At 66.8% G+C, this 24,404-nt stretch carries 18 protein-coding genes and 1 other RNA gene; all 19 read right to left on the minus strand.

Annotation, left to right across the window (positions count from 1 at the left end; all coding sequences use genetic code 11):
* Positions 1-57: 57 nt before the first annotated feature.
* The 19 genes from recN to rnpB all read right to left on the minus strand — a co-directional run bounded on the left by recN (position 58) and on the right by rnpB (position 24,372).
* The gene (gene recN / locus LC062_RS11420; protein WP_224911157.1) at positions 58-1,731 is read right to left on the minus strand and encodes a DNA repair protein RecN; all 1,674 of its coding nucleotides are present in this window, start codon (positions 1,729-1,731) and stop codon (positions 58-60) included.
* Between the two features lie 102 nt (positions 1,732-1,833).
* On the minus strand, positions 1,834-2,706 hold the full coding sequence (locus LC062_RS11425; RefSeq protein WP_404829712.1) for an outer membrane protein assembly factor BamD: 873 nt from the start codon (positions 2,704-2,706) through the stop codon (positions 1,834-1,836).
* Positions 2,707-2,982: 276 nt separating this feature from the next.
* Positions 2,983-3,939 carry a UDP-3-O-acyl-N-acetylglucosamine deacetylase gene (gene lpxC, locus LC062_RS11430; protein WP_224911158.1) on the minus strand — a complete coding sequence of 319 codons (957 nt, stop codon included), beginning with the start codon at positions 3,937-3,939 and terminating at the stop codon, positions 2,983-2,985.
* 294 nt (positions 3,940-4,233) lie between these two features.
* The gene (ftsZ, locus tag LC062_RS11435) at positions 4,234-6,015 is read right to left on the minus strand and encodes a cell division protein FtsZ (RefSeq protein ID WP_224911159.1); all 1,782 of its coding nucleotides are present in this window, start codon (positions 6,013-6,015) and stop codon (positions 4,234-4,236) included.
* Between the two features lie 99 nt (positions 6,016-6,114).
* The gene (ftsA, locus tag LC062_RS11440; RefSeq protein ID WP_318246102.1) at positions 6,115-7,437 is read right to left on the minus strand and encodes a cell division protein FtsA; all 1,323 of its coding nucleotides are present in this window, start codon (positions 7,435-7,437) and stop codon (positions 6,115-6,117) included.
* Positions 7,434-8,345: a cell division protein FtsQ/DivIB gene (locus LC062_RS11445; RefSeq protein WP_224911160.1), complete on the minus strand. Its 912-nt coding sequence runs from the start codon at positions 8,343-8,345 to the stop codon at positions 7,434-7,436. Before LC062_RS11445 ends, ftsA begins: the two co-directional genes overlap by 4 nt.
* Entirely contained in the window at positions 8,333-9,262 is a 930-nt protein-coding gene (locus LC062_RS11450) for a D-alanine--D-alanine ligase (RefSeq protein ID WP_224911161.1), read from the minus strand. The genes LC062_RS11445 and LC062_RS11450 overlap by 13 nt, the downstream gene beginning before the upstream one ends.
* Positions 9,255-10,241, minus strand: coding sequence for a UDP-N-acetylmuramate dehydrogenase (gene murB / locus LC062_RS11455; protein WP_224911162.1), 987 nt, complete (start codon positions 10,239-10,241; stop codon positions 9,255-9,257). The genes LC062_RS11450 and murB overlap by 8 nt, the downstream gene beginning before the upstream one ends.
* On the minus strand, positions 10,238-11,656 hold the full coding sequence (gene murC, locus LC062_RS11460) for a UDP-N-acetylmuramate--L-alanine ligase (RefSeq protein WP_224911163.1): 1,419 nt from the start codon (positions 11,654-11,656) through the stop codon (positions 10,238-10,240). Before murC ends, murB begins: the two co-directional genes overlap by 4 nt.
* Positions 11,653-12,813: an undecaprenyldiphospho-muramoylpentapeptide beta-N-acetylglucosaminyltransferase gene (murG, locus tag LC062_RS11465; protein ID WP_224911164.1), complete on the minus strand. Its 1,161-nt coding sequence runs from the start codon at positions 12,811-12,813 to the stop codon at positions 11,653-11,655. The genes murC and murG overlap by 4 nt, the downstream gene beginning before the upstream one ends.
* A gap of 2 nt (positions 12,814-12,815) precedes the next feature.
* A complete protein-coding gene (locus LC062_RS11470) occupies positions 12,816-13,973 on the minus strand; it encodes an FtsW/RodA/SpoVE family cell cycle protein (RefSeq protein ID WP_224911165.1) in 1,158 nt (385 codons plus the stop codon).
* A 1-nt stretch (position 13,974) separates the two neighbouring features.
* Positions 13,975-15,375, minus strand: coding sequence for a UDP-N-acetylmuramoyl-L-alanine--D-glutamate ligase (gene murD, locus LC062_RS11475; protein WP_224911166.1), 1,401 nt, complete (start codon positions 15,373-15,375; stop codon positions 13,975-13,977).
* Positions 15,376-15,379: 4 nt separating this feature from the next.
* Positions 15,380-16,465 (minus strand): phospho-N-acetylmuramoyl-pentapeptide-transferase, encoded by a 1,086-nt coding sequence (gene mraY / locus LC062_RS11480; RefSeq protein ID WP_224911167.1) that lies wholly within the window; start codon positions 16,463-16,465, stop codon positions 15,380-15,382.
* Positions 16,466-16,478: 13 nt separating this feature from the next.
* Positions 16,479-19,958 (minus strand): UDP-N-acetylmuramoylalanyl-D-glutamyl-2,6-diaminopimelate--D-alanyl-D-alanine ligase, encoded by a 3,480-nt coding sequence (locus tag LC062_RS21485; RefSeq protein WP_318246103.1) that lies wholly within the window; start codon positions 19,956-19,958, stop codon positions 16,479-16,481.
* Between the two features lie 79 nt (positions 19,959-20,037).
* The gene (locus LC062_RS11495; protein WP_404829711.1) at positions 20,038-21,747 is read right to left on the minus strand and encodes a peptidoglycan D,D-transpeptidase FtsI family protein; all 1,710 of its coding nucleotides are present in this window, start codon (positions 21,745-21,747) and stop codon (positions 20,038-20,040) included.
* A 9-nt stretch (positions 21,748-21,756) separates the two neighbouring features.
* Complete coding sequence (gene ftsL / locus LC062_RS11500; protein ID WP_224911168.1) at positions 21,757-22,113, minus strand: cell division protein FtsL; 357 nt, start codon at positions 22,111-22,113, stop codon at positions 21,757-21,759.
* 4 nt (positions 22,114-22,117) lie between these two features.
* Positions 22,118-23,137: a 16S rRNA (cytosine(1402)-N(4))-methyltransferase RsmH gene (gene rsmH, locus LC062_RS11505; protein ID WP_224911169.1), complete on the minus strand. Its 1,020-nt coding sequence runs from the start codon at positions 23,135-23,137 to the stop codon at positions 22,118-22,120.
* Positions 23,138-23,139: 2 nt separating this feature from the next.
* The gene (gene mraZ / locus LC062_RS11510; protein WP_224911170.1) at positions 23,140-23,601 is read right to left on the minus strand and encodes a division/cell wall cluster transcriptional repressor MraZ; all 462 of its coding nucleotides are present in this window, start codon (positions 23,599-23,601) and stop codon (positions 23,140-23,142) included.
* Between the two features lie 367 nt (positions 23,602-23,968).
* Positions 23,969-24,372, minus strand: an RNA gene (gene rnpB / locus LC062_RS11515) — RNase P RNA component class A.
* Positions 24,373-24,404 lie beyond the last annotated feature (32 nt).

Consider the following 24,404-nt stretch of genomic DNA (forward strand, 5'->3'; position numbering starts at 1 on the left):
TGCGGCGCCCCGGGCCTTGCGTAAAACGCCAAGGCGGCGTTTTCCCCGCTCCGGCGATCAGGCGCCGGGCACGTCCAGCATCAGCCGGTCGGCGGCGGCCCGCGCCTCGTCGGTGATCCGCGCACCGGCCAGCATCCGGGCGATTTCCTCACGCCGGTGATCCTCGCCGATCCGGGTGACGCGGGTCGCGACCCGGGCATCCTCGGTGTCTTCCTTGCTGATCAGGAAATGCCCGCCGGCCCGCGCCGCCACCTGCGGCGCATGGGTCACGGTCAGCACCTGCACCTGTCCGGCCAGCCGGGCAAGCCGCGTGCCGATGGCCTCGGCCACCGCACCGCCGACGCCGGTGTCGATCTCGTCGAAGACAAGCGTCGGCGCCGAGCCCTTGTCAGCCAGCGACACCTTCAGCGCCAGAAGGAAGCGCGACAGCTCGCCGCCCGAGGCCACCTTCATCATCGCACCGGGCCGGGTGCCCGGGTTGGTCTGCACCCAGAATTCGATCTGGTCGATGCCCTCTGCCGTGCGGCTCGCCGGGTCGACACTCTGCTGAACGATGAACCGGGCCCGCTCCAGCTTCAGATCAGGCAATTCGCGCGCCACGGCCTGCTCCAACGCCCGCGCCGCCTGTTCGCGTTGCTCGGCGAGCGCCGCCGCTCCGGCGTCATAGCGCTCGGCCGCCGCCCGGGCCGCGTCCTCCAGCCCGGACAATGCCTCTTCGCCGGCATCGAGCGCCGCCAGATCCGCGTCGAAGCGGGCGCGCAAATCCGCAAGCTCACCGACCGGCACCTGGTATTTGCGTGCCGCCGCGCGCAGGGCAAACAGCCGCTCTTCCGTCTGTTCCAGCACACGCGGGTCGAATTCGGTTTCCCGCACCCCGGCTTCCAGCCCGGCGCGGGCGTCCTCCAGCCGGTCGAGCGCCTCGGCCAGCGCCGCCACCGGCCCTTCCAGCAGCGTTCCCGACTGTTCCACCTTGCGTTCCAGCCGGCGCCACAGGGAGGCTACCTCGCCAATCGGCGAGGCTGTGCCGTTGAGCAGGTCGAACGCCTCGCTGAGATCGCCGGCGATCTTCTCCACCTGCATCATCGCCTGACGCTGGCTGGCCAGTTCCTCTTCCTCGCCCGGTCGTGGATCGAGGCTTGCCAGCTCCTCCGCCGAGGCACGCAGGTAATCGGCCTCGCGCCGCGCCGCCTCGATGCGCGCCTGCTGGCCGGCAAGGTCCTTTTCCGCCCGGCGCAGCGCCTTGAACGCCGTGGCGACCGCCTCCCGCGCTGCGTCGCAACCGCCAAAGCTGTCGAGCAGCCGCCGGTGCTCGCCCGGATCGGTATAGGCGCGCGCCTCGTTCTGACCGTGGATTTCGACAAGCAGCCCACCGACCTGCCGCAGCAGGGTAACGCTCACCGGGCTGTCATTGATGAAAGCGCGGCTGCGGCCATCCTCCGACTGCACACGGCGCAGGATGATATCGCCATCCGCCTCAAGATCGTTGCTGGAAAGCAGCGTCCGGACCGGGTGGGACATCGGCACGTCGAAAACGGCGGTCACCTGCCCCTGCGGCTGACCATGGCGCACGAGCCCGGCATCTCCCCGACCGCCAAGCGCAAGGGCCAGGGCGTCGAGCAGGATCGACTTGCCCGCGCCCGTTTCACCGGTCAGCACGGACATGCCATCATCGAAGGCCAGGTCGAGCCGGTCGATCAGGACGATATCGCGAATGGCGAGCGCGGCGAGCATTCAGTCGTGAACCGGATCGTTTCGAAGCCGCGCGCGGAAGCGCGCGGACGGGCACATGCGAGACGAAAACGGCGAATGAGACACGCTGGTCGGCATCGCCGCCTAAAGGTTGATACCCGCGAATGCCTGGCTGATCCAGCTTCCTTTATCCTCGTCCGGCGAATAGCCACCGGTCTTCAGGAGACTGTAGGCGTCCTTGTACCACCGGCTGTCGGGGAAATTGTGCCCCAGCACCGCTGCCGCCGTCTGCGCCTCGTTGATGACGCCGAGCGAATAATAGCTCTCCGTCAGGCGGAACAGCGCCTCTTCCACATGCCGCGTGGTCTGGTAATTGATCACCACCGCCTTGAACCGGTTGATCGCCGCGATCTGCAGGCCACGCTTGAGGTAGTAGCGGCCCACTTCCATTTCCTTGCCGGCGAGCTGGTCCTCGGCGATGCGGATCTTGGTGCGCGCATCCTCGGCATATTCCGAATCGGGGTAGCGCTGCACCAGCTCGCTATAGGCATTCAGCGCCCGGCGCGTCATGTCCTGGTCGCGCTGAACGTCCGGGATCTGCTTATGATAGGACTGGCCGATGATGTAGAGCGCGTAGGCGGTATCCTCGTTGCCCGGATAGAGCGTCGCGAAGCGCTTTGCGGCCGAAATCGCCTCGGTGAACTTGCCGAGGGAGTAGTTGATGAAGGCGAGGTTGATCAGCGCCTTGCGGGAATACTCCGAATAGGGATGGAGCTTGTCCACCTCGGCGAACTTGACCCGCGCGTCCTTCAGCCGGCCCTCGTTGCGCAGAGCCAACCCTTCGTTGAAGAGCACGCCGGCGGGGGTATCGTTAGAGGCAAAATCCTCCTCGTCGGAGGAGGTCGAGCAGGCGCCGACGAGCAGCGATGCGCTCAGCGCCAGCGCCGTGAAAATGCGGCTGCCCCGCGCCTTGGCTGTCGTCGGGCGATGTCTGCGCTGTGCCGGCTTCACGTCCATACTCTCCTTCACTCCCCCCTTCATCGCGGCCATTTCGGACCGGCGCCGCCCCCTTACGGAGCAAACGGCGACAGACCGGGCCCGGTTCGGGATACGCAACGCACACCCCCAAAACCGCACGCCGACCTGGCGGGATCACCATGCCGCGCATCGTTTTTTCCGCGATGCGCAGTTTCACGGGAGGTTTCTTAGCGGATAACCCCCCTGCCCGTCACGCCATGTGAAAGAGATTTGGTGCTTTTTTATGGCCGGGCCAAAGCGCGCGCCGCCGACACTTCAGGACGGCGACTGCCCCACGGCGGCGGCCATTGCCTTCGCCGGCGCCTTGATCGCACTGGTCTCACGCTCGAACGGCGCTTCGACAATCTCGAAGGCACCCGCGCCGGCGCGCTCGAACAGCTCGACCAGAATGGCATGATTCATCCTGTGCCCGCCCTTGTAGGAGCGGTATTCGCCCAGGATCGGCAGGCCGGCCAGCGCCAGATCGCCCACCGCATCGAGCATCTTGTGGCGCACGAACTCATCCGGCCAGCGCGTGCCTTCCGGATTGAGGATCCGGTCGTCCGAGATTGCCACGGAGTTATCCAGCGAGGATCCCAGGGCAAAGCCCATCGACCACAGCTTCTCCACATCCTGCACCGAGCCGAAGGTGCGCGCCCGGGCAAGTTCGCGGCGGAACCGATCCGGGGTCAGGTCCAGGACAAGGTTCTGCCGACCGATCACCGGCGTGTCGAAATCGATGGTCACGTCGAAGCGGCAGCCGTCATAGGGGCGCAGTTCACACCAGGCGCTGCCCTGATCGACCCGGACCGTCGACTTCACCCGCACATACCGGCGCGGCACGGCAAGCTGACGCAGGCCGACCTGATCGATGGCATCGACGAACTCTGCCGCGCTGCCATCCATGATCGGCATTTCCGGACCGTCCATCTCGACGATGGCATTGTCGACACCGAGACCGCGCAGCGCCGCCATCAGATGCTCGACGGTCGACACGCCGCCCGCCTTGGGATCGCCCAGCACGGTGCACAGCGCCGTTGCCGACACCGCCCGCCAATGGGCCGGCAGTTCCACCTCCGCGCGGCTCTCAGGATCCTGACCGACGAAGACGATCCCGGAACCGGCATCCGCCGGGTGCAGGGTGACCATTGCCGGGTCGCCCGAATGCACGCCAATACCCTTGAGCGGAACGGATCCGGCGAGTGTTGTCTGCCGATCGGAATACTTTTTCATTACGAACCTGACCTGTATGCGAAATCCGGAAAGCGGCACGGGGAGGACGCCACAACACCCGGTATCTGCCAAGGCCGCGCGTGTTTCGAAAGAATCACCACCAAGCCTTGACTGCAGCGCAAACATACAGGTTGAGGGGGAGGGTTCAGAAATAAAGCTTTGTTACGGTATGTAACGGAAAGGCTGACGATAAGGCTTTGAAAAATATCGAATTACGCTCACCCCCCCCGAGGGAGGCGACCCGGTGAGGGGCCGGGTCGCCTTGGGAAGCGGGAGCGAGGCCCGTACCGGCGCCTAGTTGGCCTGGCGCCGGAGGAACGCCGGAATCTCCAGCTGCTCGTCCTCGGAGACGGGACGCTGCGCCGGAGCGCTGCGGCCGGTCAGGTCGAGCTGGCCGGCAGCGCCTGCCTGCTGCGGGTGCGCCTGCCGGGGTTGGACCGGACGGGGCGCCGCCGGGCGGGCCGGAGCTGCCGCCTGCTGCGAGGCCTGAGCCGGAGCCTGAACCGGACGCGGCGCGGGCTGCGGCGGGACCGGGCGCGGGGCCGGAGCGGCTTCCGCGGCTGCGGCGTGATGATGGCCCTCGTCCTCGTCCTCACGGCGGGTCAGCCCGCTGGCAAGACGACGCAGAAGGCTCATCGGCCGACGATCGTCGCCATGATCCTCTTCCACATGGGGACGGGCCTGGGCCCGCATTTCGCGCTGTGCGACCGGGGGAAAGTCCTCGATCGTCGGCATCCGCGTCGGCTGGCTGGTCTGCTCCGCCACCGGCGGAATGTAGGGTTCCACCGCCGGGGTCTCGGCAATGGTCGCGGCGGGACGATCAGTGTCCAGATCCTCCAGCCGATCCGCCGGCATCATGTCCGGCGACGGCGAAAAAGGGGCGATCTCGACCTCCGGGTCGGTCGAGGCCTGGACCGGCTCGGCGATCTCCAGCTCACGCTCGATCCGCTCCGCCTTGGCGGCGGCGACCGGACGCGGTGCCGGCGCGGGCGCCGGACGGGCCGGAGCCGCAGCGCGAACCGGACGGCTCTCCGGCTCGGAGATGGTCTTCAGCCGCTCGGTCAGTTCCGCCATGCGCATCTCGGCGGGAGAGGCCTCCTCGCCCTGGAGTTCCTTGTCGATGCCGGTCGCAACGACGGAAACCCGGATGATGCCGTCAAGGCTCTCATCGAAGGTCGCGCCCAGTATAATGTTGGCGTCGGAATCGATCTCCTCGCGGATACGGGTCGCCGCCTCGTCCAGCTCGAACAGGGTCAGGTCGTTGCCGCCGGTGATCGAGATCAGAAGGCCGCGCGCGCCCTTCATCGAGGTCTCGTCGAGCAACGGATTGGCGATTGCCGCTTCCGCCGCCTGCATGGCGCGCTTCTCGCCGGACGCTTCGCCCGTGCCCATCATCGCCTTGCCCATGCCGCGCATGATCGAGCGCACATCGGCGAAGTCGAGGTTGATCAAACCTTCCTTGACCATCAGGTCGGTGATGCAGGCAACACCGGAGTAGAGCACCTGGTCGGCCATCGCGAAGGCATCGGCGAAGGTGGTCTGCGCATTGGCGATGCGGAACAGGTTCTGGTTCGGAATGACGATCAGCGTATCGACCGCCTTCTGCAGCTCCAGAATACCGGATTCGGCGATACGCATGCGGCGCACGCCCTCGAACTGGAACGGCTTGGTGACCACACCGACCGTGAGAATGCCCATCTCGCGCGCGGCGCGGGCAATCACCGGCGCGGCACCGGTGCCGGTGCCGCCACCCATGCCGGCGGTGATGAACACCATATGCGAGCCGGACAGGTGGTCGTTGATCTCGTCGATCACCTCTTCGGCGGCCGCCGCACCGACATCGGGCTGCGATCCGGCGCCGAGACCCTCGGTCACGGCGACGCCCATCTGCACCACCCGCTCGGCGTGGTTGCTGGCCAGCGCCTGGGCATCGGTGTTGGCAACGACGAAGTCGCAGCCCTGCAGGCCCGCCTGGATCATGTTGTTGACGGCATTGCCGCCGGCGCCACCGACGCCAAAGACCGTGATCCTTGGCTTCAGTTCCTGAAGATCAGGCATTTTCAGATTGATGGTCATAGTTTCCTCGCGACCCCTCGGGCACCGGTCCTGGATGCCCACTTCCCTCAATTCCCTCGTTCGCCGGATATCCGGCGGTCCCCGAGGCGGCTCCCCGCCTCAGAAGCTCTCTCTGAGCCAGTTCCCGACCCGCGCCAGTGTGCTGGAGCCAAGGCTCCAGCGACTGCGGATGGTTCCTGGTTCGAACTGCTCGATCTGGGCCACCTGCGGATAGATCAGCAGGCCGACCGCAGCGGCGAAGGCCGGGCCTTTCGCCGCTTCCGGCAATCCGGCGACGCCGAGCGGCCGGCCGAGGCGCACATTGCGCCCCAGCACCCGCCGGGCGACATCGCCCAAACCGGTCAACTGACTGGCTCCGCCGGTCAGCACGATGCGCTTGCCCACCCGCCCGGCAAAGCCGGATGCGGTCAGGCGATCGCGCACCAATTCCAGAATTTCCTCGACCCGCGGCAGGATCACCCGGGTCAACATGGCCCGCGGCACCTGGTTCGGCAGGTCGCTCTCCGCGTCAACCGGAGGCACGGAGATGAAGTCCCGCTCGTCCGACTGGCTCGGCAGCGCCGACCCTTGCAAGGTCTTGATCCGCTCCGCATCCACCAGCCGGGTCGACAAGGCCCGGGCAATGTCCATGGTCACATGATGCCCGCCGACGGCAATGGCATCGAGATGCACCATCCGCCCCTCGACGAAGACCGAGATCGAGGTGGTCCCGCCGCCCATGTCGACACAGGCAACCCCCAGCTCCGCCTCATCCTCGACCAGGGTCGACAGACCGCTGGCGTAGGGCGTTGCCACCATCGTTTCCACCGACAGATGGCCCCGGTTGATGCAAAGCTCCAGATTGCGCACCGGGGCGACCTCGGCGGTCACCACCTGCATGTCGACGCCAAGGCGCCGGCCAATCATGCCGCGCGGATCGCGCATGCCGCGATTGCCATCCAGCGTGTAACCGATCGGCAGGGCGTGCATGGACGCGCGCCCCTCGGCAACGTTGTGCGCGCTGCCGGCGGCCAGCACACGCTGGATATCCGCCTCGCTCACCGCGTCGCTGGCAACGCCAACGCTGGCGCTGATGATTTCGCTGTGCAGCCGGCCGCAGGTCACGTTGGTGATCAGGGATTCCACCGTCACCCCAGCCATGCGCTCGGCCGCGTCGACCGACAGCCGGATCGCCTGTTCCGCCGCGTCCATGTCGACGACAACGCCGGACTTCAGGCCGCGCGAGCGCTGGTAACCATAGCCCAGAACCTCGATCGAATGGGTCCGCCCGGGCAGCACCGCGCCCTCGGTACAGGGCGTCAGCTTGGCGATCAGGCAGCAGACCTTGGTCGAGCCGATATCGAGCACCGACACCACCACGGCGCGGCGGCTCGGCAGCGGCCGCATGCGCGGCAGGTAGATCGGCGTTGCGCGATTGGTCATGTGCGTGCCCCCGAACTACGCCGGCCGGCGCGGCCGGCCTTGGCGTTGCGCCGCATCGCCGCCTCGTCGGTCAGGCGCACCACCACCCGGTCGGGCAGGCGCACATCGACCGCCGTGATGTCCCGCGACAGCAATCCGGTCTCCGCATCCATCTGGGCCACATCGGCCAGCGCCCGCGCCACGCCGTCTTCGGGCAGACGCACGGTCACCCCGTTTTCCAGCAGCAGGTCCCAGCGTCGGCTGGACACCAGCCGAGCGGCCCGCACACGCGGCCTGAGCTGCGGCACCGCCGCCAGGTCATCGATGATCTCCACACCGCGCTTTTGCGCGCCATGACCGATCAGCATCAGGAGGTTCGCGTAGCGCCCGTCCACCTCGTCGCTGATCACCTGGCCGGTGGCGTCGATCACCGACAGACGGTCGCCGCGCTGCCACAGGGCATAGGCCTCGCGCTCGGCGATGCTGACCTGCAGCGTGCCCGGATAGAGCTTCTGCACCGAAACGGTCTCGATCCACGGAATACGCGCCAGGCGCTCACGCGCCGCGCTTGCGTCGAACAGGGCCAGCGAGGAGCCGCGCTGGATTTCCAGGGCTTCCAGAATTTCAAACTCGGTGGTTTCGCGCTGACCGGAAAGCTTGACCGCCGCGATCTCGAAACCCGCTGCCGAGGTCAGTGATTCGCTGACCATCCGGCCATGACCGCCGAGGACCAGCGCATAGCCAAGGGTCGCGGAGAGAAACAGCAAGGCTCCAGCCGTGCCGCTCCAGCGCGGCAGCATCTCAAGCGCGCCCATGGCACGCCAGAGCGGACGCCGATGCAAACGAGCGACGCCGCGACCGCGCGGCGCAAGCGCCACCTCGATCGGCAGGACGACGTCCTCATCTCGTTTTGCCTTTACCGTCCGCAACTTGCGTTCTCCACCATCCAACTGGTCAATTCTTCGAACGAATGCCCCGCATGGGCCGCGATTTCCGGCACCAGGGAGGTCGGCGTCATGCCGGGCTGGGTGTTCACTTCCAGGCAGATCAGCTCGCCGCCACCCGACGGCTGCTCATCGAAGCGGAAGTCCGCCCGCGAAACGCCCTGGCACCCGAGAGCCTGATGCGCCCTGAGACTAAGTTTCTGTACTTCTTGGTAAACAAATGGTGAAATTTTCGCAGGAAGCGTGTGTTGTGAACCGCCGGGCTTGTATTTTGCATCGAAATCGTAAAATCCGTGGCCGAGCGGCATCACTTCGGTAACCCCAAGGGCAACGTTCCCCATCACCGCACAGGTCAGCTCCCGGCCGGGGATGTACCGCTCCACCATCACCATATCGCCATAGGGCCAGTCGTCCCGGTAAAGCTCCTGAGGCGGATGCTCGGCGTTCTCCTTGACGATCAGAACGCCGAAGGAGGAGCCCTCGCGCACCGGCTTGGCCACATAGGGCGGCGGCAGCGCATGCGCCTTGGCCGCTTCGAGGCGGTGCAGCACCTTGTGCTCGGCGACCGGAATGCCCGCCGCCTTCATCACCGCCTTGGCCTTCTGCTTGTCCATGGCCAGCGCGGAAGCAGCAACGCCGGAATGGGTGTAGGGAATCCCCAGGATCTCCAGAAGACCCTGAATGCAGCCATCCTCGCCGAAGGGGCCATGCAGGGCGTTGAACACCACATCCGGCTTCAGCTTCTCCAGCACCGCGGAGATATCCCGCTGCACGTCGACCAGGGTGACCCGATAACCGGACCGCTCCAGCGCGGCGGCACAGTCCTTGCCGCTCGCCAGGCTGACCGGGCGCTCGGCGGACCAGCCGCCCATCAGGACCGCGACGTGTTTGCTGTCAGCCATTGGATGCCTCTTCGGTTGCCTCGGTGCCCAGGAACGGCGCGATCACGCCTGCCGGCCCCGGCAGACCCAGCCGCTTGATTTCCCAGTCAAGGGAGATGCCGCTGTGCTTCAACACCCGCGCGCGCACGGTCTCGCCGAGCCGCTCCAGGTCGTCCGCCGTCGCGGTGCCGGTGTTGATCATGAAATTGCAATGCATGTCGGACATGCGCGCGCCGCCAATCTGCAGGCCCCGGCACCCGGCCGCGTCGACCAGCTTCCAGGCCGAATGCCCCGGCGGGTTCTTGAAGGTCGAGCCACCGGTCTTCTCGCGGATCGGCTGGGCCGCCTCACGATGCGCGGCCACCCCGGCCATCTCCTCGCGGATCTCCGCTTCCGCGCGGGGGCAGCCGCGAAACACGGCACCGGTGAAAATCAGGTCGCCGGGCTGCTGCGAATGGCGATAGCTGTAGCCCATCTCCTCCAGCGGAATGCGGATGATCTCGCCGTCCCGGGTCACCGCCTCCACCGAGACGACCACCTCCCGGGTCTCCGCCCCATGGGCGCCCGCGTTCATCCGCAAGGCACCGCCAATAGCCCCAGGAATGCCGGCATAAAAGGCAAAACCGCCAAGCCCGGCTTCCGCCGCCGCCTCGGCCAGCTTCTTGTCCGGCACCGCCGCGCCGGCATGAAGGCTCACCCCGTCCTCGCCGCGCGTGATGGTGCCGAAACCGCGCGCGCCAAGGCGGATGACAACGCCGGGAATGCCGCCATCGCGCACCAGAAGGTTCGAGCCCAGCCCGATCGGCAGCACCGGCACCTCGCGCGGCAACCGGCTGAGAAACAACGCCAGATCCTCCACATCCGCCGGCTGGAACAGGAGCTGCGCCGGTCCGCCGACGCGAAACCATGTCACCGCCGAAAGCGGTTGGTTCGCTGTCAGCCGGCCACGCAAGCCCCCCGTTTCCAGCCCCAGATCGTGGATGAGATCGGGAAAGCTCATGCCTCCCCTCCGCCGGTTGCCGCCGCCAGATTGGCTGGCAAGGCATTGGCCCACTGGCTGATGCTGCCCGCGCCAAGGCAGACAACGTAATCCCCCGCGGCCGCGATTTCCGCGACCCGCGTTGCCAGCTCGCCCTCGCCCTCGATGGTGTGGACGCCGCGATGACCGCTGGAGCGGATTCCATTGGCCAGCGCCTGATGATCGATGCCATCGACCGGCGCCTCTCCGGCGGCGAACACCGGTGCGCAGATCACGTGATCGGCATCGTTGAAACAGGTGGAGAACTCATCGAACAGGCTGGCAAGACGCGAATAGCGATGCGGCTGCACCACGGCGATGACCTTGCCCGGCGCCGCCCCGCGCGCCGCCGCCAGCACCGCGCGGATTTCCACCGGGTGATGGGCATAGTCGTCGAACACGTCGATACCGCCGGACTGGCCGGTATGGGTGAAGCGGCGCTTGACCCCGCGAAAGCTCGCCAGCCCCTGCCGGATCTCAGCCGCATCAAGCCCCAGCTTCCAGGCAACCGCCACCGCCGCCACCGCGTTCGAGACGTTGTGCAGGCCCGGCATCGGCAAGGACAGGCTCTCGATGGTCTCGCTGGTGCCACCCAGACGGTCGCGCATCTCGATGGAGAAGATCGAGTTTCCGCCGCTGGTCTGCAGGTCGTAGAAGCGCACATCCGCCTGCCGGTTCTGGCCATAGGTGACCACCTGCCGGTCCTCGATCCGCCCGACCATCGCCTGCACCTCCGGATGATCGAGGCACATCACCGCAAAGCCGTAGAACGGCACGTTCTCGACAAACTGCAGGAACGCCGAGCGCACGCCGTCGAAGTCGCCGTAGTGGTCGAGGTGTTCCGGGTCGATGTTGGTGACCACGGCGATATCGGCTGGCAGCTTGACGAAGGTGCCGTCGGATTCATCGGCCTCAACCACCATCCAGTCGCCCTGCCCCATGCGCGCATTGGTGCCATAGGCGTTGATGATGCCGCCGTTGATCACCGTCGGGTCCAGCCCGCCGGCATCCAGCAGCGCGGCGATGATCGAGGTGGTCGTGGTTTTGCCATGGGTGCCGCCAACAGCAATCGCCTGCTTGAAGCGCATCAGCTCGGCCAGCATCTCGGCCCGGCGCACCACCGGCAGCAGCTTCTCACGCGCGGCGATCAGCTCCGGATTATCCCGCTTGATCGCCGAGGAGACCACCACCACCCGGGCGTCGGCGAGATTTTCGGCGCTGTGACCGACCATCACCGGAATGCCCTTGTCGCGCAGCCGTTTGACATTCGCGCTTTCGCTCACGTCAGAGCCCTGCACGGTGTAGCCGAGCATATGCAGAACCTCGGCAATGCCGCTCATGCCGATGCCGCCAATGCCGACGAAATGCACCGGCCCGATATCCTGGGGCATCTTCATGATGCGTCTCCATTGCTCTCACCGTTCCGGGAACGGCCTTGGGAAAAATCGGCGACGCGCCCGCCGCCAGCGATGTGTTCCACCAGATCGGCGAGCCGCAGCACCGCATCCGGCCGTCCGGCCGAGCGTGCGGCCGCCGCAGCAGTCGCAAGCCGGTCCGGCGCCCCCATCAGCTCCGTGAGCAGCGCCGCCAGGCGCCCCGGCTGAAGCTCGCTCTGGGCAACCGGCCAGGCACCGCCAGCCTCGGCCAGCACCTCCGCATTGCGCCCTTGATCATTGTCGAGCGCATGCGGCAGCGGCACCAGCACCGCCGGGCGGCCAATGGCCGCCAGTTCGCTGACGCTCGAAGCGCCCGAGCGGCAGACCACCAGATGCGCCGCCGCGATCCGGTCGGCCATGTCGGAAAAGAACGGCGCCAACTCGCAGCGCACCTCCAGCCTGTCATAGGCCACGCGCACCTGCTCAAGGTCCTCCGGGCGGCACTGCTGCACCACCTTCATCCGGGCGCGGATGTCCGGCTCCATCAGCGCCAGCGCCGGCGGCACGGCATCGGAGAAGAAGCGGGCCCCTTGCGAGCCGCCGAACACCAGCAAGCGAAACGGTCCATCGGCCTCTGGCCGGTCGTAATCCACCTTCGCGGCGGCGATCACCGCCTCGCGTACCGGGTTGCCGGTCTGCACCAGCTTGCCCTCATGGCCGCTCGCGCCGTCGCCGGTCAGCGGAAAGCTGGTGGCGATCGCATCGACCCGGGACGCCAGCATCCGGTTGGCCCGGCCCATCACCGCGTTGGCCTCATGCAGAATGCTTGGCACCTCCGACAGGAAGGCGGCAAACATCGGCGGGAAGGTAGGGTATCCGCCAAAGCCGACAACCACATCCGGACGGGTGGTCTTGAGAATGCCGCGCGCCTGCCAGGTGCCGCGCAGCAGACGCCAGCCGGTGCGCGCCAGAGCGAAGGGAGAACGCCCCTTCACGGTGGCCGAGGCGATCAGATGCACCTTGCGTGCGGGAAAGGCGTCACCGAGGGCGCCGACCCGCTCGTCGGTCGCCAGATCGACCACATGCCCGCGCCGGACCAGTTCATCGGCCAGCGCCTGGGCGGGAAACAGGTGACCGCCGGTTCCCCCGGCGGTGAGAAGAATGCTGCGTGAGGTCATGATCAGACAAGGCTCGCTGGCGACAGCCGGGTGACGACAACGCTGTCGGTTCCGGCGGCCTGGGGCCGGCGCCGGGTGAGGGCAAGGACGAAGCCCATCGACAAGGCGGTCGCAAGCAGGGAGGAGCCGCCATAGGAAATGAACGGCAGGGTCATGCCCTTGGCCGGCATGAGATTGAGATTGACCGCCATGTTGATGCAGGACTGGATGCCGAACAGCACCATCAGCCCGGCGGTCGCCAGGCGGCCGAAGGCATCGCTGTCACGCGCTGCATGGCCGAGACCGCGCAGCACGACGAAGGTGAACACCAGCACCAGGATCAGGCAGACGACGATGCCGAACTCCTCCGCCGCCACGGCGAAGATGAAGTCCGTATGGCTTTCCGGCAGGATCCGCTTGATCGTGCCCTCGCCCGGCCCGCGCCCGAACCAGCTCCCGGAGATGAATGCCTCCAGCGCCCGGTCGACGTTGAACGTATCGCCCGAGCTGGGGTCAAGAAACCGGTCCACGCGGCTTTGCACATGCGGCAGGAACGCATAGGCGGCGACAAGCCCGCCGAAGCCGAGCGCACCGATCGGCACGATGGCGATCCACGGCAATCCATTCAGAAAGAACAGCGCCGCGAACACCAGCATCAGGAGCATGGTCTGGCCGAAGTCGGGCTGCGCCACCAGCAGCGCCGCCGACATCATGAACAGCAGGATCGAGAACAGCGAGCCCGGAACCTCGCTCCGCCGACCGGACTCCGACATCAGAAATGCCACCAGCACGATCAGCGACGGCTTGAGGAATTCCGAAGGCTGCACCGAAAAGCCGAGAATGTTGATCCAGCGGCGGGCGCCCTTGGCGTCCAGACCGACGAACAGGGTCACCACCATCAGCACCAGCGACACGGCAAAGACCACCAGCGCCGTCCGCCGCACCATGCGCGGGCTGAGAGCCGAGACCGCCAGCATCAACCCCAGCGCCGGCAACAGGAACAGCGCCTGACGCTTGATGAAATGGTAGCTGTCGATGCCCAGCCGTTCGGCCACGGCCGGGCTGGCGGCGAAGGACAGGACAATGCCGCCGACCATCAAGAGGACGAACCCGGCAAACAGATACCGGTCCACCGTCCAGAGCCATTCGGCGAAGGGGCTGCGATCCGCGCGGCTGACCATCTCAGGAACCCTCCTGCCCGTTCAGTTCATCGGCCGCCAGACGGGCTGCTTCGGCGAAGGCATGCCCGCGCGCCTCGAAATTGGGAAACTGATCGAAGGAGGAACAGGCCGGCGACAGCAGCACCACCGGTTCGGCGTGCGGATCGGCGGCCGCGTCCCGGGCCGCCGCGGCAACCGCCACGTCCAGGGTTTCGCATTGCACGGCATCGACCGCGCCTTCCAGGACATGGGCAAAATCGCTGGCGGCCTCGCCGATGAGGTAAGCCCGGGCGATCCGCCCGAACAGCGGCCGCAGGCTGTCGATGCCCCCGGCCTTGGGCCGGCCGCCGGCAATCCAGTAGATCCGCTCAAAGCTCAGGAGCGCCCGTTCGGCCGCATCCGCATTGGTCGCCTTGCTGTCGTTGACGAACAGCACCCGGCCCGCCTGCACCACCTGCGCCATTCGGTGATCGAGACCGCCAAAGGAGGCAAGCCCCGCCCGCAGCCGGTCCGGGTCGACGCCAAGTTCGAGGCAGACCGCCACGGCCGCCGCCGCGTTCTGGGCATTGTGCGCGCCGCGCAAGGCACGGGCCCCGGCCAGATCGAAGAACGGCTCCTGCTCCCCGGCCCGGGCCAGCATCAGCTGGCTGCCCTCGGCATAGACCCCGTCCTCGACCGGCTGGTGAACGGAGATGCGCAGCACCTTCCGCCCCCCGGCCTCGACCCGATCCGCGATTTCGGCGCTCTTCGGGTCATCGATACCGATCACCGCCACATCGCTCGCCGCGCTCAGCCGTTCCTTGACAGCGGAATAATGCTCGAAGGTGCCATGCCGGTCGATATGGTCCGGCGAAAGATTGAGATGCACCCCGATCGATGGCGCGAGGCTCGGCGCCAGGTCGATCTGATAGGAGGAACATTCGATCACATGCACCCGGTTTGGCGCCGGCGGTGCAAGATCGAGGATCGGCACCCCGATGTTGCCGCCCATCTGAACATCGCGGCCCGCATGATCGAGGCAATGGGCGATCAGCGCCGTGGTCGTCGACTTGCCGTTGGTCCCGGTGACGGCGACCAGCGGCGCGGTCGGCGCGAGCCGCTGCCGGTCCCGGCAGAAAAGCTCCACATCGCCGATCACCTCGACCCCCTGCTGGCGGGCGAGACGAACGCTCCAATGCGGCTCGGGATGGGTGAGCGGCACCCCCGGCGAAAGCACCAGGGCGTCGATCTTCGTCCAGTCGGCGCTGGTCAGGTCGGAGCTTTCCAATCCCGCCGCATGCGCATCGGCAACCCGGGACCGATTGTCGTCATAGGCCAGCACATGGGCGCCGCCGGCGACCAACGCCCGCGCCACCGAAAGCCCCGATGCTCCGAGCCCGAAGACCGCGACCGTCTTTCCGGAAAAACCATAGGCTGCGCTCATCTCGTTACCTCAGCTTCAGCGTGGCAAGGCCGATCAGCGCCAGCACAACCGCGATGATCCAGAAGCGGATCACCACCTGGCTTTCGGTCCAGCCGAGATGTTCGAAGTGATGATGAATCGGCGCCATCTTGAAGACGCGCTTGCCGGTCAGCTTGAACGAGGCGACCTGAACGATCACCGACACCGCCTCCAGCACGAACAGACCGCCGATGATCGCCAGCACCACCTCATGCTTGGTGGCCACGGCGATGGCGCCGATCATGCCGCCGAGCCCCAGCGAGCCGGTGTCGCCCATGAAGATTGCCGCCGGAGGAGCATTGAACCACAAAAACCCGAGCCCCGCACCGATCACCGCGCCGCACAGCACTGCCAGTTCGCCGGAGCCGGGCACATGGTGGATCTGCAGATACTCGGAAAACACCGCATTGCCCGACAGATAGGCGATCAGCGCAAAAGACGCCGAGGCGATCATCACCGGCACGATCGCCAGCCCGTCGAGACCGTCGGTCAGATTGACCGCATTGCCGGCGCCAACCATGACGAAGGCAGCGAAGGGAATGAAAAAGATGCCAAGGTTCAGCGCCAGGTCCTTGAACACCGGAAAGGCGATGGAGCTGCCATAGGAATCGCCCTCCAGGAGAGTGACGCACCAGGCCGCCGTGCCGGCGATCAGAAACTCAAGCAGCAGCCGGTGCCGGCCGCTGAAGCCGCGATCCGACGCCTTGGTCACCTTCAGATAGTCGTCGTAAAAACCGATCAGGCCGAAGCCGACGGTCACCCCCAGCACAATCCAGGTATAGGGGTTGAGCAGGTTGGCCCAGAGCAGCGTGGCGACGATCATGCCCGACAGGATCATCAGCCCGCCCATGGTCGGCGTGCCCTTCTTGGTCAGAAGATGGCTCTGCGGCCCGTCCGCGCGGATCGGCTGGCCGTGGCCCTGCCGCACCCGCAGCGAGGAGATGATTGCCGGGCCGAACAGGAAGATGAACAGGAGCGCCGTCATGATCGCGCCGCCGGTGCGGAACGTGATGTAGCGAAACACGTTCAGCGCGGAGAACTGATCGGAGAATTCGACGAGAAAATACAGCATCTGTCAGGCGTTCCTATTCGGCGCCGTCGTCTTCGACGGGAAATTCGCGCCGCAGCGCCTCAACCAGTGGTCCCATACGGGTTCCAAGCGACCCCTTGATCATGATCACGTCCCCGGGGCGCACATCCTCAATCAGCAGCGGACGCAGGCTCGCCGCGTCCTCCGAGTAGGCCCCGCGCAGCGCCTTGGGCAAAGCGTCCCACAGCGCATGAATGCGCGTGCCGACGCAGTAGACGAGATCGACGCCGGACGCCTCCAGCGGCGCCAGCAGATCCGCATGCATTGCCCGTTCCACCTTGCCCAGCTCCAGCATGTCGCCAAGAACGGCGATTCTGCGGCCTGGACGGCTGATCGGCGTTTCTCCCAGGAGACGCAGCGCCGCACGCATCGAGGCCGGATTGGCATTGTAGCTCTCGTCGATCAGCGTTGCCCGCCCTTCGGCAAGGCGAAGCTCAACCTGCGCGCCCCGCCCCTTCGGCGCCCGAAACTTCGCCAGCTCCAGACCGGCCAGCGCCAGATCCCCGCCCAGTTCGGCGACGGCGGCCAGCACCGCCAGACTGTTGGTCACCAGATGGGTGCCCGGCGCGCCCACCTTGTAGGTGATGTCCCGATCGAAGATCCGCGCGGAAATCGAGGTGCATCCGGTTTTCGCCTTGACCATCAGCGCCTGGGCATCGGCCTGCCCCTCGCGCCCGAAGGTGGCGATGCGGCGAACGCCCGCCGTCTTGGCCAGGAAGGTAAGGAGATCGAACTGGCTGTTGTCGTCGTTCAGAAGGGCCAGCCCACCCGGTTCGATCCCGGTGAAGATCTCGGCCTTGGCCTGGGCAATCCGCTCCAGCGAGCCGAAGAATTCCAGATGCACCGGCTGCACCGTGGTGATGATCGCCACATGCGGGCGGACTATCTGGACCAGCGGCGTGATCTCGCCGGCATGGTTCATGCCGATCTCGAAGATGCCGTATCTGGCCTCCACGGGCATGCGCGCTAGGGTCAACGGCACGCCCCAGTGGTTGTTGAAGGAGGACACCGCCGCATGGGTCTGCCCGGAGGGCGCAAGCGCCAGCGCCAGCATATCCTTGGTGCTGGTCTTGCCGACCGATCCGGTCACCGCGACGATCCGGGCATGGCTGCGCGCCCGCGCCGCCCGGCCGAGCGCGCGCAGCGCGTCCAGCGGATCGGCGACGACCAGATAGCGTCCGTCCGGCGCCAGATCGCCCAGCCGGTCTTCCGCAACGATGGCAATCGCCGCCCCGGCGCCGAGCGCCGCCGCGACAAAGTCATGGCCATCGAACCGGTCGCCAAGGATGGCGACAAAGGCATCGCCCGGCTCCAGCGTGCGGCTGTCGATGGAAATTCCGCCGATCTCGGTCCCGTCGATCTCGGCGGCGGAAATGCCGACGCAGCGCCCCCCGGTGGCCTCGATCATCTCATGCAGCCACCACAGCGGGCGCGGCTCCAATGGCTCCACCTCGGCCTCTTCCGGAGCAGTCATGGGCGCAACCGCGGCCACTTCCTCGGTGAATTCGTCTTCTGACTCCGCCGCAGGATGGGTCTCGACAAACGGCTCGGCGGGCGCCCCTTCGACCACCTCAGGGGCAGTCACCTCAGGAGCGACCTCTTCTGGGCCAGGCAGCTCATCGGCCGCCGCTTCATCCGCATGGTCTGCCCGCGCGGCCACCTGCGCGCTGTCCATTGCAGGCACGTTTTCAGGTTCCTCGACCTCTTCCAACGCGGCCTCGGGCTCGGGCTCGGGCTCGGGCTCGGGCTCGGGCTCGGGCTCGGGCTCGGAAAGAATGTCCGACGTCTGCGTCTCGACAAGCGCCATCTCGTCTGCGAACAGGCCATCATCCTGCGCCACGTCCAGCAGATCGTCCCCGCCCTCCTCCGGCTCCATGGCCGCCTCGGAGGCTTCCGGTGCCTTGGGGGCGTCAAGGTCATCGAGCAGCTCCAGTTCCTCATCGCCGCTGGCGCCGCGCCTGCCGGCCAGCATGGCGTCGACCATCTCCGACAGGAACAGGTCCTCGTCCACCGTCTCGTTCTGGGCAAGGGCTGCCCGCGCCACCTCGTGGTCGGAGAAGGGCAACACCCGGTCGCCGACGATCTGGCCCGGTTCATGCCCCTTGCCGGCGATGCACAGCACGTCACCGGGCTGCAGCATGTCCACCGCAGCCTCGATTGCCGCCTTGCGGTCACCGATCTCCACCGCGTCAGGCGCCGCCTCAAGAATGGCCGCGCGAATGGCCTCGGGGTCTTCGGAGCGCGGATTGTCGTCGGTGACGATCACCAGATCGGCCTGCCGCGCCGCCGCGGCGCCCATCAAGGGACGCTTGCCGGCATCCCGGTCGCCGCCAGCGCCAAACACCACCAGCAGCCGACCGGACGCGAACGGACGCAGCGCCGCCAGCGCCGTGTCGAGCGCATCGGGCTTGTGGGCATAGTCTACAAAGACCATCGCACCGCCGGAGGTCTCGCCAACCAGCTCCAGTCGCCCCGGCGCGCCTTCCAGATGCTCCAGCGCATCGAGCGCCTGGCTGGTGGGCACACCGGCGGCAATCGCCAGCCCGGCGGCGATCAGCGCGTTGGACACCTGGAAGCGCCCCGCCAGCGGCAACCGCACCTCCCGCGTGCCTTCCACCGTTTCCAGGGTCAGGACCTGGACGAAGCCATCGTGGCGAATATCGAGAAGGGCAATGTCCTTGCCGCCCTCGCCGACGGTGAAAACCGGATGCCCATGCTCGGCGGCACAGGCCGCCACCCGATCCGCGTAAGGGGCGGAGGGCTCCAGCACCACCGTCCCGCCCGGCTCCAGCAAGGTATCGAACAGACGCAGCTTGGCGGCGAGGTAATGCTCCACGTCCGGATGGTAGTCGAGATGATCCCGGCCCAGGTTGGTGAAGGCGGCGGCGCGAATGCGCACCCCATCGAGGCGCCGCTGGTCGAGCCCATGGCTCGATGCCTCGAGCGCCGCGTGGGTGATCCCGTCATCGGCGAGCCGCGCCAGGGTCTCGTGCAGTGAAATCGGATCGGGGGTCGTCAGGCTGCCATACTGCGCGCCCTGCGAGGTGACCGTGCCGATGGTGCCGAGGCTGGCCGCCGCATGACCGGCGGCGGCGAGGATCTGGCGAACGAAGACCGCGACCGAGGTCTTGCCGCTGGTGCCCGTCACCGCGACGATGGTCTCCGGCTGGCGCTGGTAGAACCGGGCCGCCATCAGCGCCAGGGTCCGGCGCGGATCGTCGCTGACGATCACCGGGCAGCGACCGGCGACCGTCTCCAGCGCCTCATAGGGCACATCGGAGCCGACCAGGATCGCCCCGGCGCCGGCCTCGCAGGCATCGCCGATGAATCTGGTCCCATCGGCGCGCGCACCCTTCAGCGCCGCGAAGAGCTGATTGCCGGACAGCGCCCGGCTGTCGGCGCAAAGGCCGGCGATCTCGGTTTCGCCCTCAGCGGCGGCGAGCACCTGTTCGCCCGTTAGATCCTTGAGCAGCATGGTCTATGCCAATATCCGTTGTGCATCGTCATCTGAACCCGTCGGAACTTTGGTGCGACCCCGTTCCGCGCGGATCCGGTCAATAGGCTATCGAGATCGTCTCGCTTTCGTCTCCGAACTTCGGCAACACGCCCAGCATCGGCGCGATCCGGCGAATGATCGCCGAGGTGACCGGCGCGGTGTTGAGACCCGCAGTGGCGCCAATTCCCTTTCGCTCCGGCTTGGGTTCGTCGAGCACGACGAGAACCACGTAGCGCGGCTTGTCCATTGGGAAGGCAGAAAGGAAAGAATTGCGGCGCTTGTTGGATACATAGCGCCCATTCTCGATCTTTTCCGCCGTCCCGGTCTTGCCGCCGACCACATAGCCGGGAACCTTGGCCCGGCGCCCCGAGCCGGACATCACGTTCAGCCGGAACAGATACCGCATGATCGCGCTGGTCCGCTCATCGATCACCCGCGTTTCCAGCGCCTCGGCCTCTTCCCGGCTGCGCGGCTTGAAGGTCGGCGGGATCAGCCGCCCACCATTGACCAGCGCGGCGGTGGCCACCGCCGTTTGCAGCGGCGTGACGGAAATGCCATGCCCGAAGGAGATGGTCATCGCCGCCAGCTCGTTCCACTTCGGCGGCAGCAGCGGCGTCGCCACCTCCGGCAGTTCCGTCTTCAGCCGGCTGGTGAGGCCGAGCCGCTCCATGAACGCCTTCTGCGTCGCCACCCCGGCGGCGAGCATCATCTTCGCCGTGCCGATGTTGGAGGAATAGATGAAGGTCTCGGCCACCGACAGGATCCGGCGCTTGCCGTGAAAGTCGTTGATCGTCCGCCGCCCGACCCGGAGCGGCCGGGTGGCATCGAAGCTGTCGTCCATCGTCACCTTGCCGCTGTCGAGCGCCATGGCAACGGTGAAGCCCTTGAACACCGAGCCCATTTCGAACACACCGCCCGAAGCGCGGTTGAACCGGTTGCTGTCCAGCGCCTGACTGCGGTCGTTCGGGTCGAAATCGGGCAGGGAGGACATGGCGATCACCTCGCCGGTGTCCACGTCGAGCACAACGCCGATGCCGGCAATCGCCTGGTACCGCTCCAGCGCCTTGGACAATTCGTCCCGAACCACATGTTGCGCACGCAGGTCGATCGACAGCGCCACCGGCTCCATCGGCCGGTCCCGGGCAAAGCCGAGCGCCTGAAGATCGCCCAAGCCGGAACGGTCCACGGCCAGCTCCATGCCGGAGATGCCCTGGTTGTCGATGTTCACCGAGCCGACGATGTGGCTGGCAGTGGGACCGCCAGGATAGAAACGACTGTTTTCCTCAAGGAATCCGAGCCCCGGAATGCCAAGGTCATGCAGCGCCACCCGCTGACGCGGTGTGAGTTCCCGCTTCAGCCAGATGAAGCCCGCCTTGCTCGCCAGCCGGCGGCGCACCGTGTCGCTGTTCAGCTCCGGCAGCACGCTGGCGATGCCTTCCATCGCCTCATCGACGTCGAGGATCTTGCGCGGCTCGGCATAGAGCGACGCGGTCTTGATGTCGGTGGCAAGAATCTGGCCGTTGCGGTCGACGAGATCGGGCCGCGAGGCGGCAACGCTCTCCTTGGCCGAGATGTAATGGGCCGCCTCGGTCGGCTCGCTCATGCCCAGCAGCACGAGCCGTCCGCCGATGGCCAGATACACCAGCGCGAACATGCCCATCGCCATGACGACGCGCGACCTTCCCGCCCGGGCCGACGGCGGACGGGGCGCGTGGCGCTCACGATGGGTGCGGCGCTGCAAAAAGGACACCGGACGAGCGTCTTCCATATCGCCCTCCTACCTCACCACCGGCGCGGCGCCGGCATATCCGCCCAGCGTCGCCGATCCGTTGATCGGCGCCAGCTGCACCGGCCGCGCCGGAACGTTCTCGATCGGCGTGATCTGGTCGACCTCGAGCGGAACGAGCTGCAGGCGATCATTGTAGCGCTCGACCAGCGTCTGCAGGCGGCTCGGATCGTTGAGCAGGCTCCACTCGGCCCGCAGGAGCTGCAACCGCTCCCGCTCCTCTTCGATCTGCCGCTGAAGCTCCGCCACCCGCTCGGCCGAGCGTTCGGCATCATGCTTCATGTCGTAGACCATCGCCGCCGCGATCAGGACGCCAATGACGAGCAGAAGATTCATGTAGCGGGTCATCATGTCACTCCCCCGCATCGCCAAGAGGCGCCAGACGCGGCACCCCGAGCATGGACAGATCGAGATCGCGCGCCGGCGCTTCGGTTCGCACCCCCGCCCGCAGCCTGGCCGATCGCGCCCGCGGATTGGCCTCCACCTCCGCCTCGCCCGGGTCGCGCGCACCACGCCCGATCAGCTCGAAGGTCGCCGGCGGCACCTCCCCTTCCGGCAGATGGCGCGAGCCGCCCGCCCGGGTGCGGCTGCGGTCGGCGAAGAAGCGCTTGACGATGCGGTCCTCAAGGCTGTGGAAGGTCACCACCACCAGCCGCCCACCGGGGCGCAACACCCGCTCGGCGGCGCCAAGCGCCTCGGCAACCTCGTTCAACTCGCCATTCACATAGATCCGCAAGGCCTGGAAGGTGCGTGTCGCGGGATGGATCTGACGACCGCGCGGCGGCCGTTTCACCACCTTCTCCACCAGCGCCGCCAGATCGGCGGTCCGGGCAAACGGACGCTCCTTGCGCCGCTCGGCGATGGCCCGCGAGACGGCGGAAGCCCGCTTTTCCTCACCGAGAAGGCCAATGACGCGGGTCAGGTCCTTCTGCGGCAGATGATTGACCACATCGGCGGCCGACGGCCCGGCCTGTTCCATCCGCATGTCGAGCGGCCCGTCGCTGCGGAAGGAGAACCCCCGCTCGGCCTGATCGAGCTGCATCGAGGAAACCCCGAGATCGAGAACCACCGCATCCACGGACAACCGACCGAGCGCGGCCACATGCGCATCCATCTGCGAAAATCGTCCGGCAACCAGGGTCAGCCGACCAGCCTCGGCGGCGACGAGGTCCTGCCCGGCGGCAATCGCATTGGGGTCCCGATCGATGGCGATCACCTCCGCCCCAGCGCGCAGGATCGCCCGGGTGTAGCCACCGGCACCGAAGGTCCCATCGACGACGACGCAGCCCGGCCCGGGCTGCATCGCCTCCAGAACCTCCGCAAGCATCACCGGAACATGCGGTTGCGCGCCCTCGCCGTGAACGGCGGACATCGTCACGCCCCCTCGCCGGCGGGCCTGGCCGCCGACGACAACAAGGACATGGCGCGCTTCATCGCCTCCGCGCGATGTGCGCGGAACCCGTCCGGATGCCATATCTGAAATTTGTAGCCCTGACCGACAAAGGTCACCTGATCGGCGATCCCGGCATGCGCACGGATCATTTCGGAGAGCATGATCCGCCCGTCCCCATCTATCTTCAAGGTTTCGCTCGCGCCGAACAGCGCCGTCGACAGCGCATCGTGATCCTCGGTCAGGGTTGCCAGACCATCGAGCCGCTTCTGGATTTCCGCCACCAGCTGATGCCCGCCCGCATCCACCGCTGGCTGATGCAGGGAGGGGAAGCAGTAGAGCCCTTCGTAGCCATCGCGTGCGAGCGCCTGCCGAAACGGCGCGGGAACGGAGACCCGCCCCTTGGCATCGAGCCGATTTGTGTAGTGCGACACGAAGCCGGCCATAAAACCCCTCGCCCCACGTCCGGACACACCCGGCCCGGCTCCTGCAAATCTCCCGATCAACGGACAGACTGATGCGATACACGGCAAAATCCCGCCGGACGCTCTGCCAACACCTTGGCCCGAAGGGCCGGACTAGCTGGGACGCAGCAGCTCGAAACGGGATGATTTGGGATAACATGGGACCTCATGGGCGTCAATGGAATCCAATGGAATCAGCCCCCTCCCCTCGGCGCAGCTTGCACCACCGGAAAGTTATCCACTGTTAACCTTAAGATTGGGTTTCCAGGCCGCCTGGCGCTGAAAACCGCGCGCGCGAACGCCCCGGAAAACCGGGGACTTTCGCGAACATGCTGAAGAAGAAGGAGAAAATGTCAGCCGGCCTGTAAGCCGGGTTTTGTAAGGCACGGCGGGAGACCCGCCGTACGTGACGACCATTCATCTGGGACGCTCGTTGCCGAGCGCCTCACGCAACCAACCCGGGCGGCTGGCCTGGAAACCGACGGGGATCGCGAGGATCCCATGCCGCCCCTATTCGGTCTTGCTCCCGGTGGGGTTTACCGTGCCGCTTCCGTTACCGGTCGCGCGGTGGGCTCTTACCCCACCCTTTCACCCTTACCCCTTGGCGGATCGCCCGGGGCGGTTTGCTTTCTGTGGCACTTTCCCTGGGGTCGCCCCCGCCGGGTGTTACCCGGCACCGTGTTTCCGTGGAGCCCGGACTTTCCTCCCCCGCGGCGTTTCCGCGCTTGCGGGAGCGGCCGTCCGGCCGGCTGACCCGCGACAGGTAGGCCGCGCCGGGGCGTCGG

The organism is Stappia indica, assembly GCF_020177335.1.
GTDB lineage: Bacteria > Pseudomonadota > Alphaproteobacteria > Rhizobiales > Stappiaceae > Stappia > Stappia indica_B.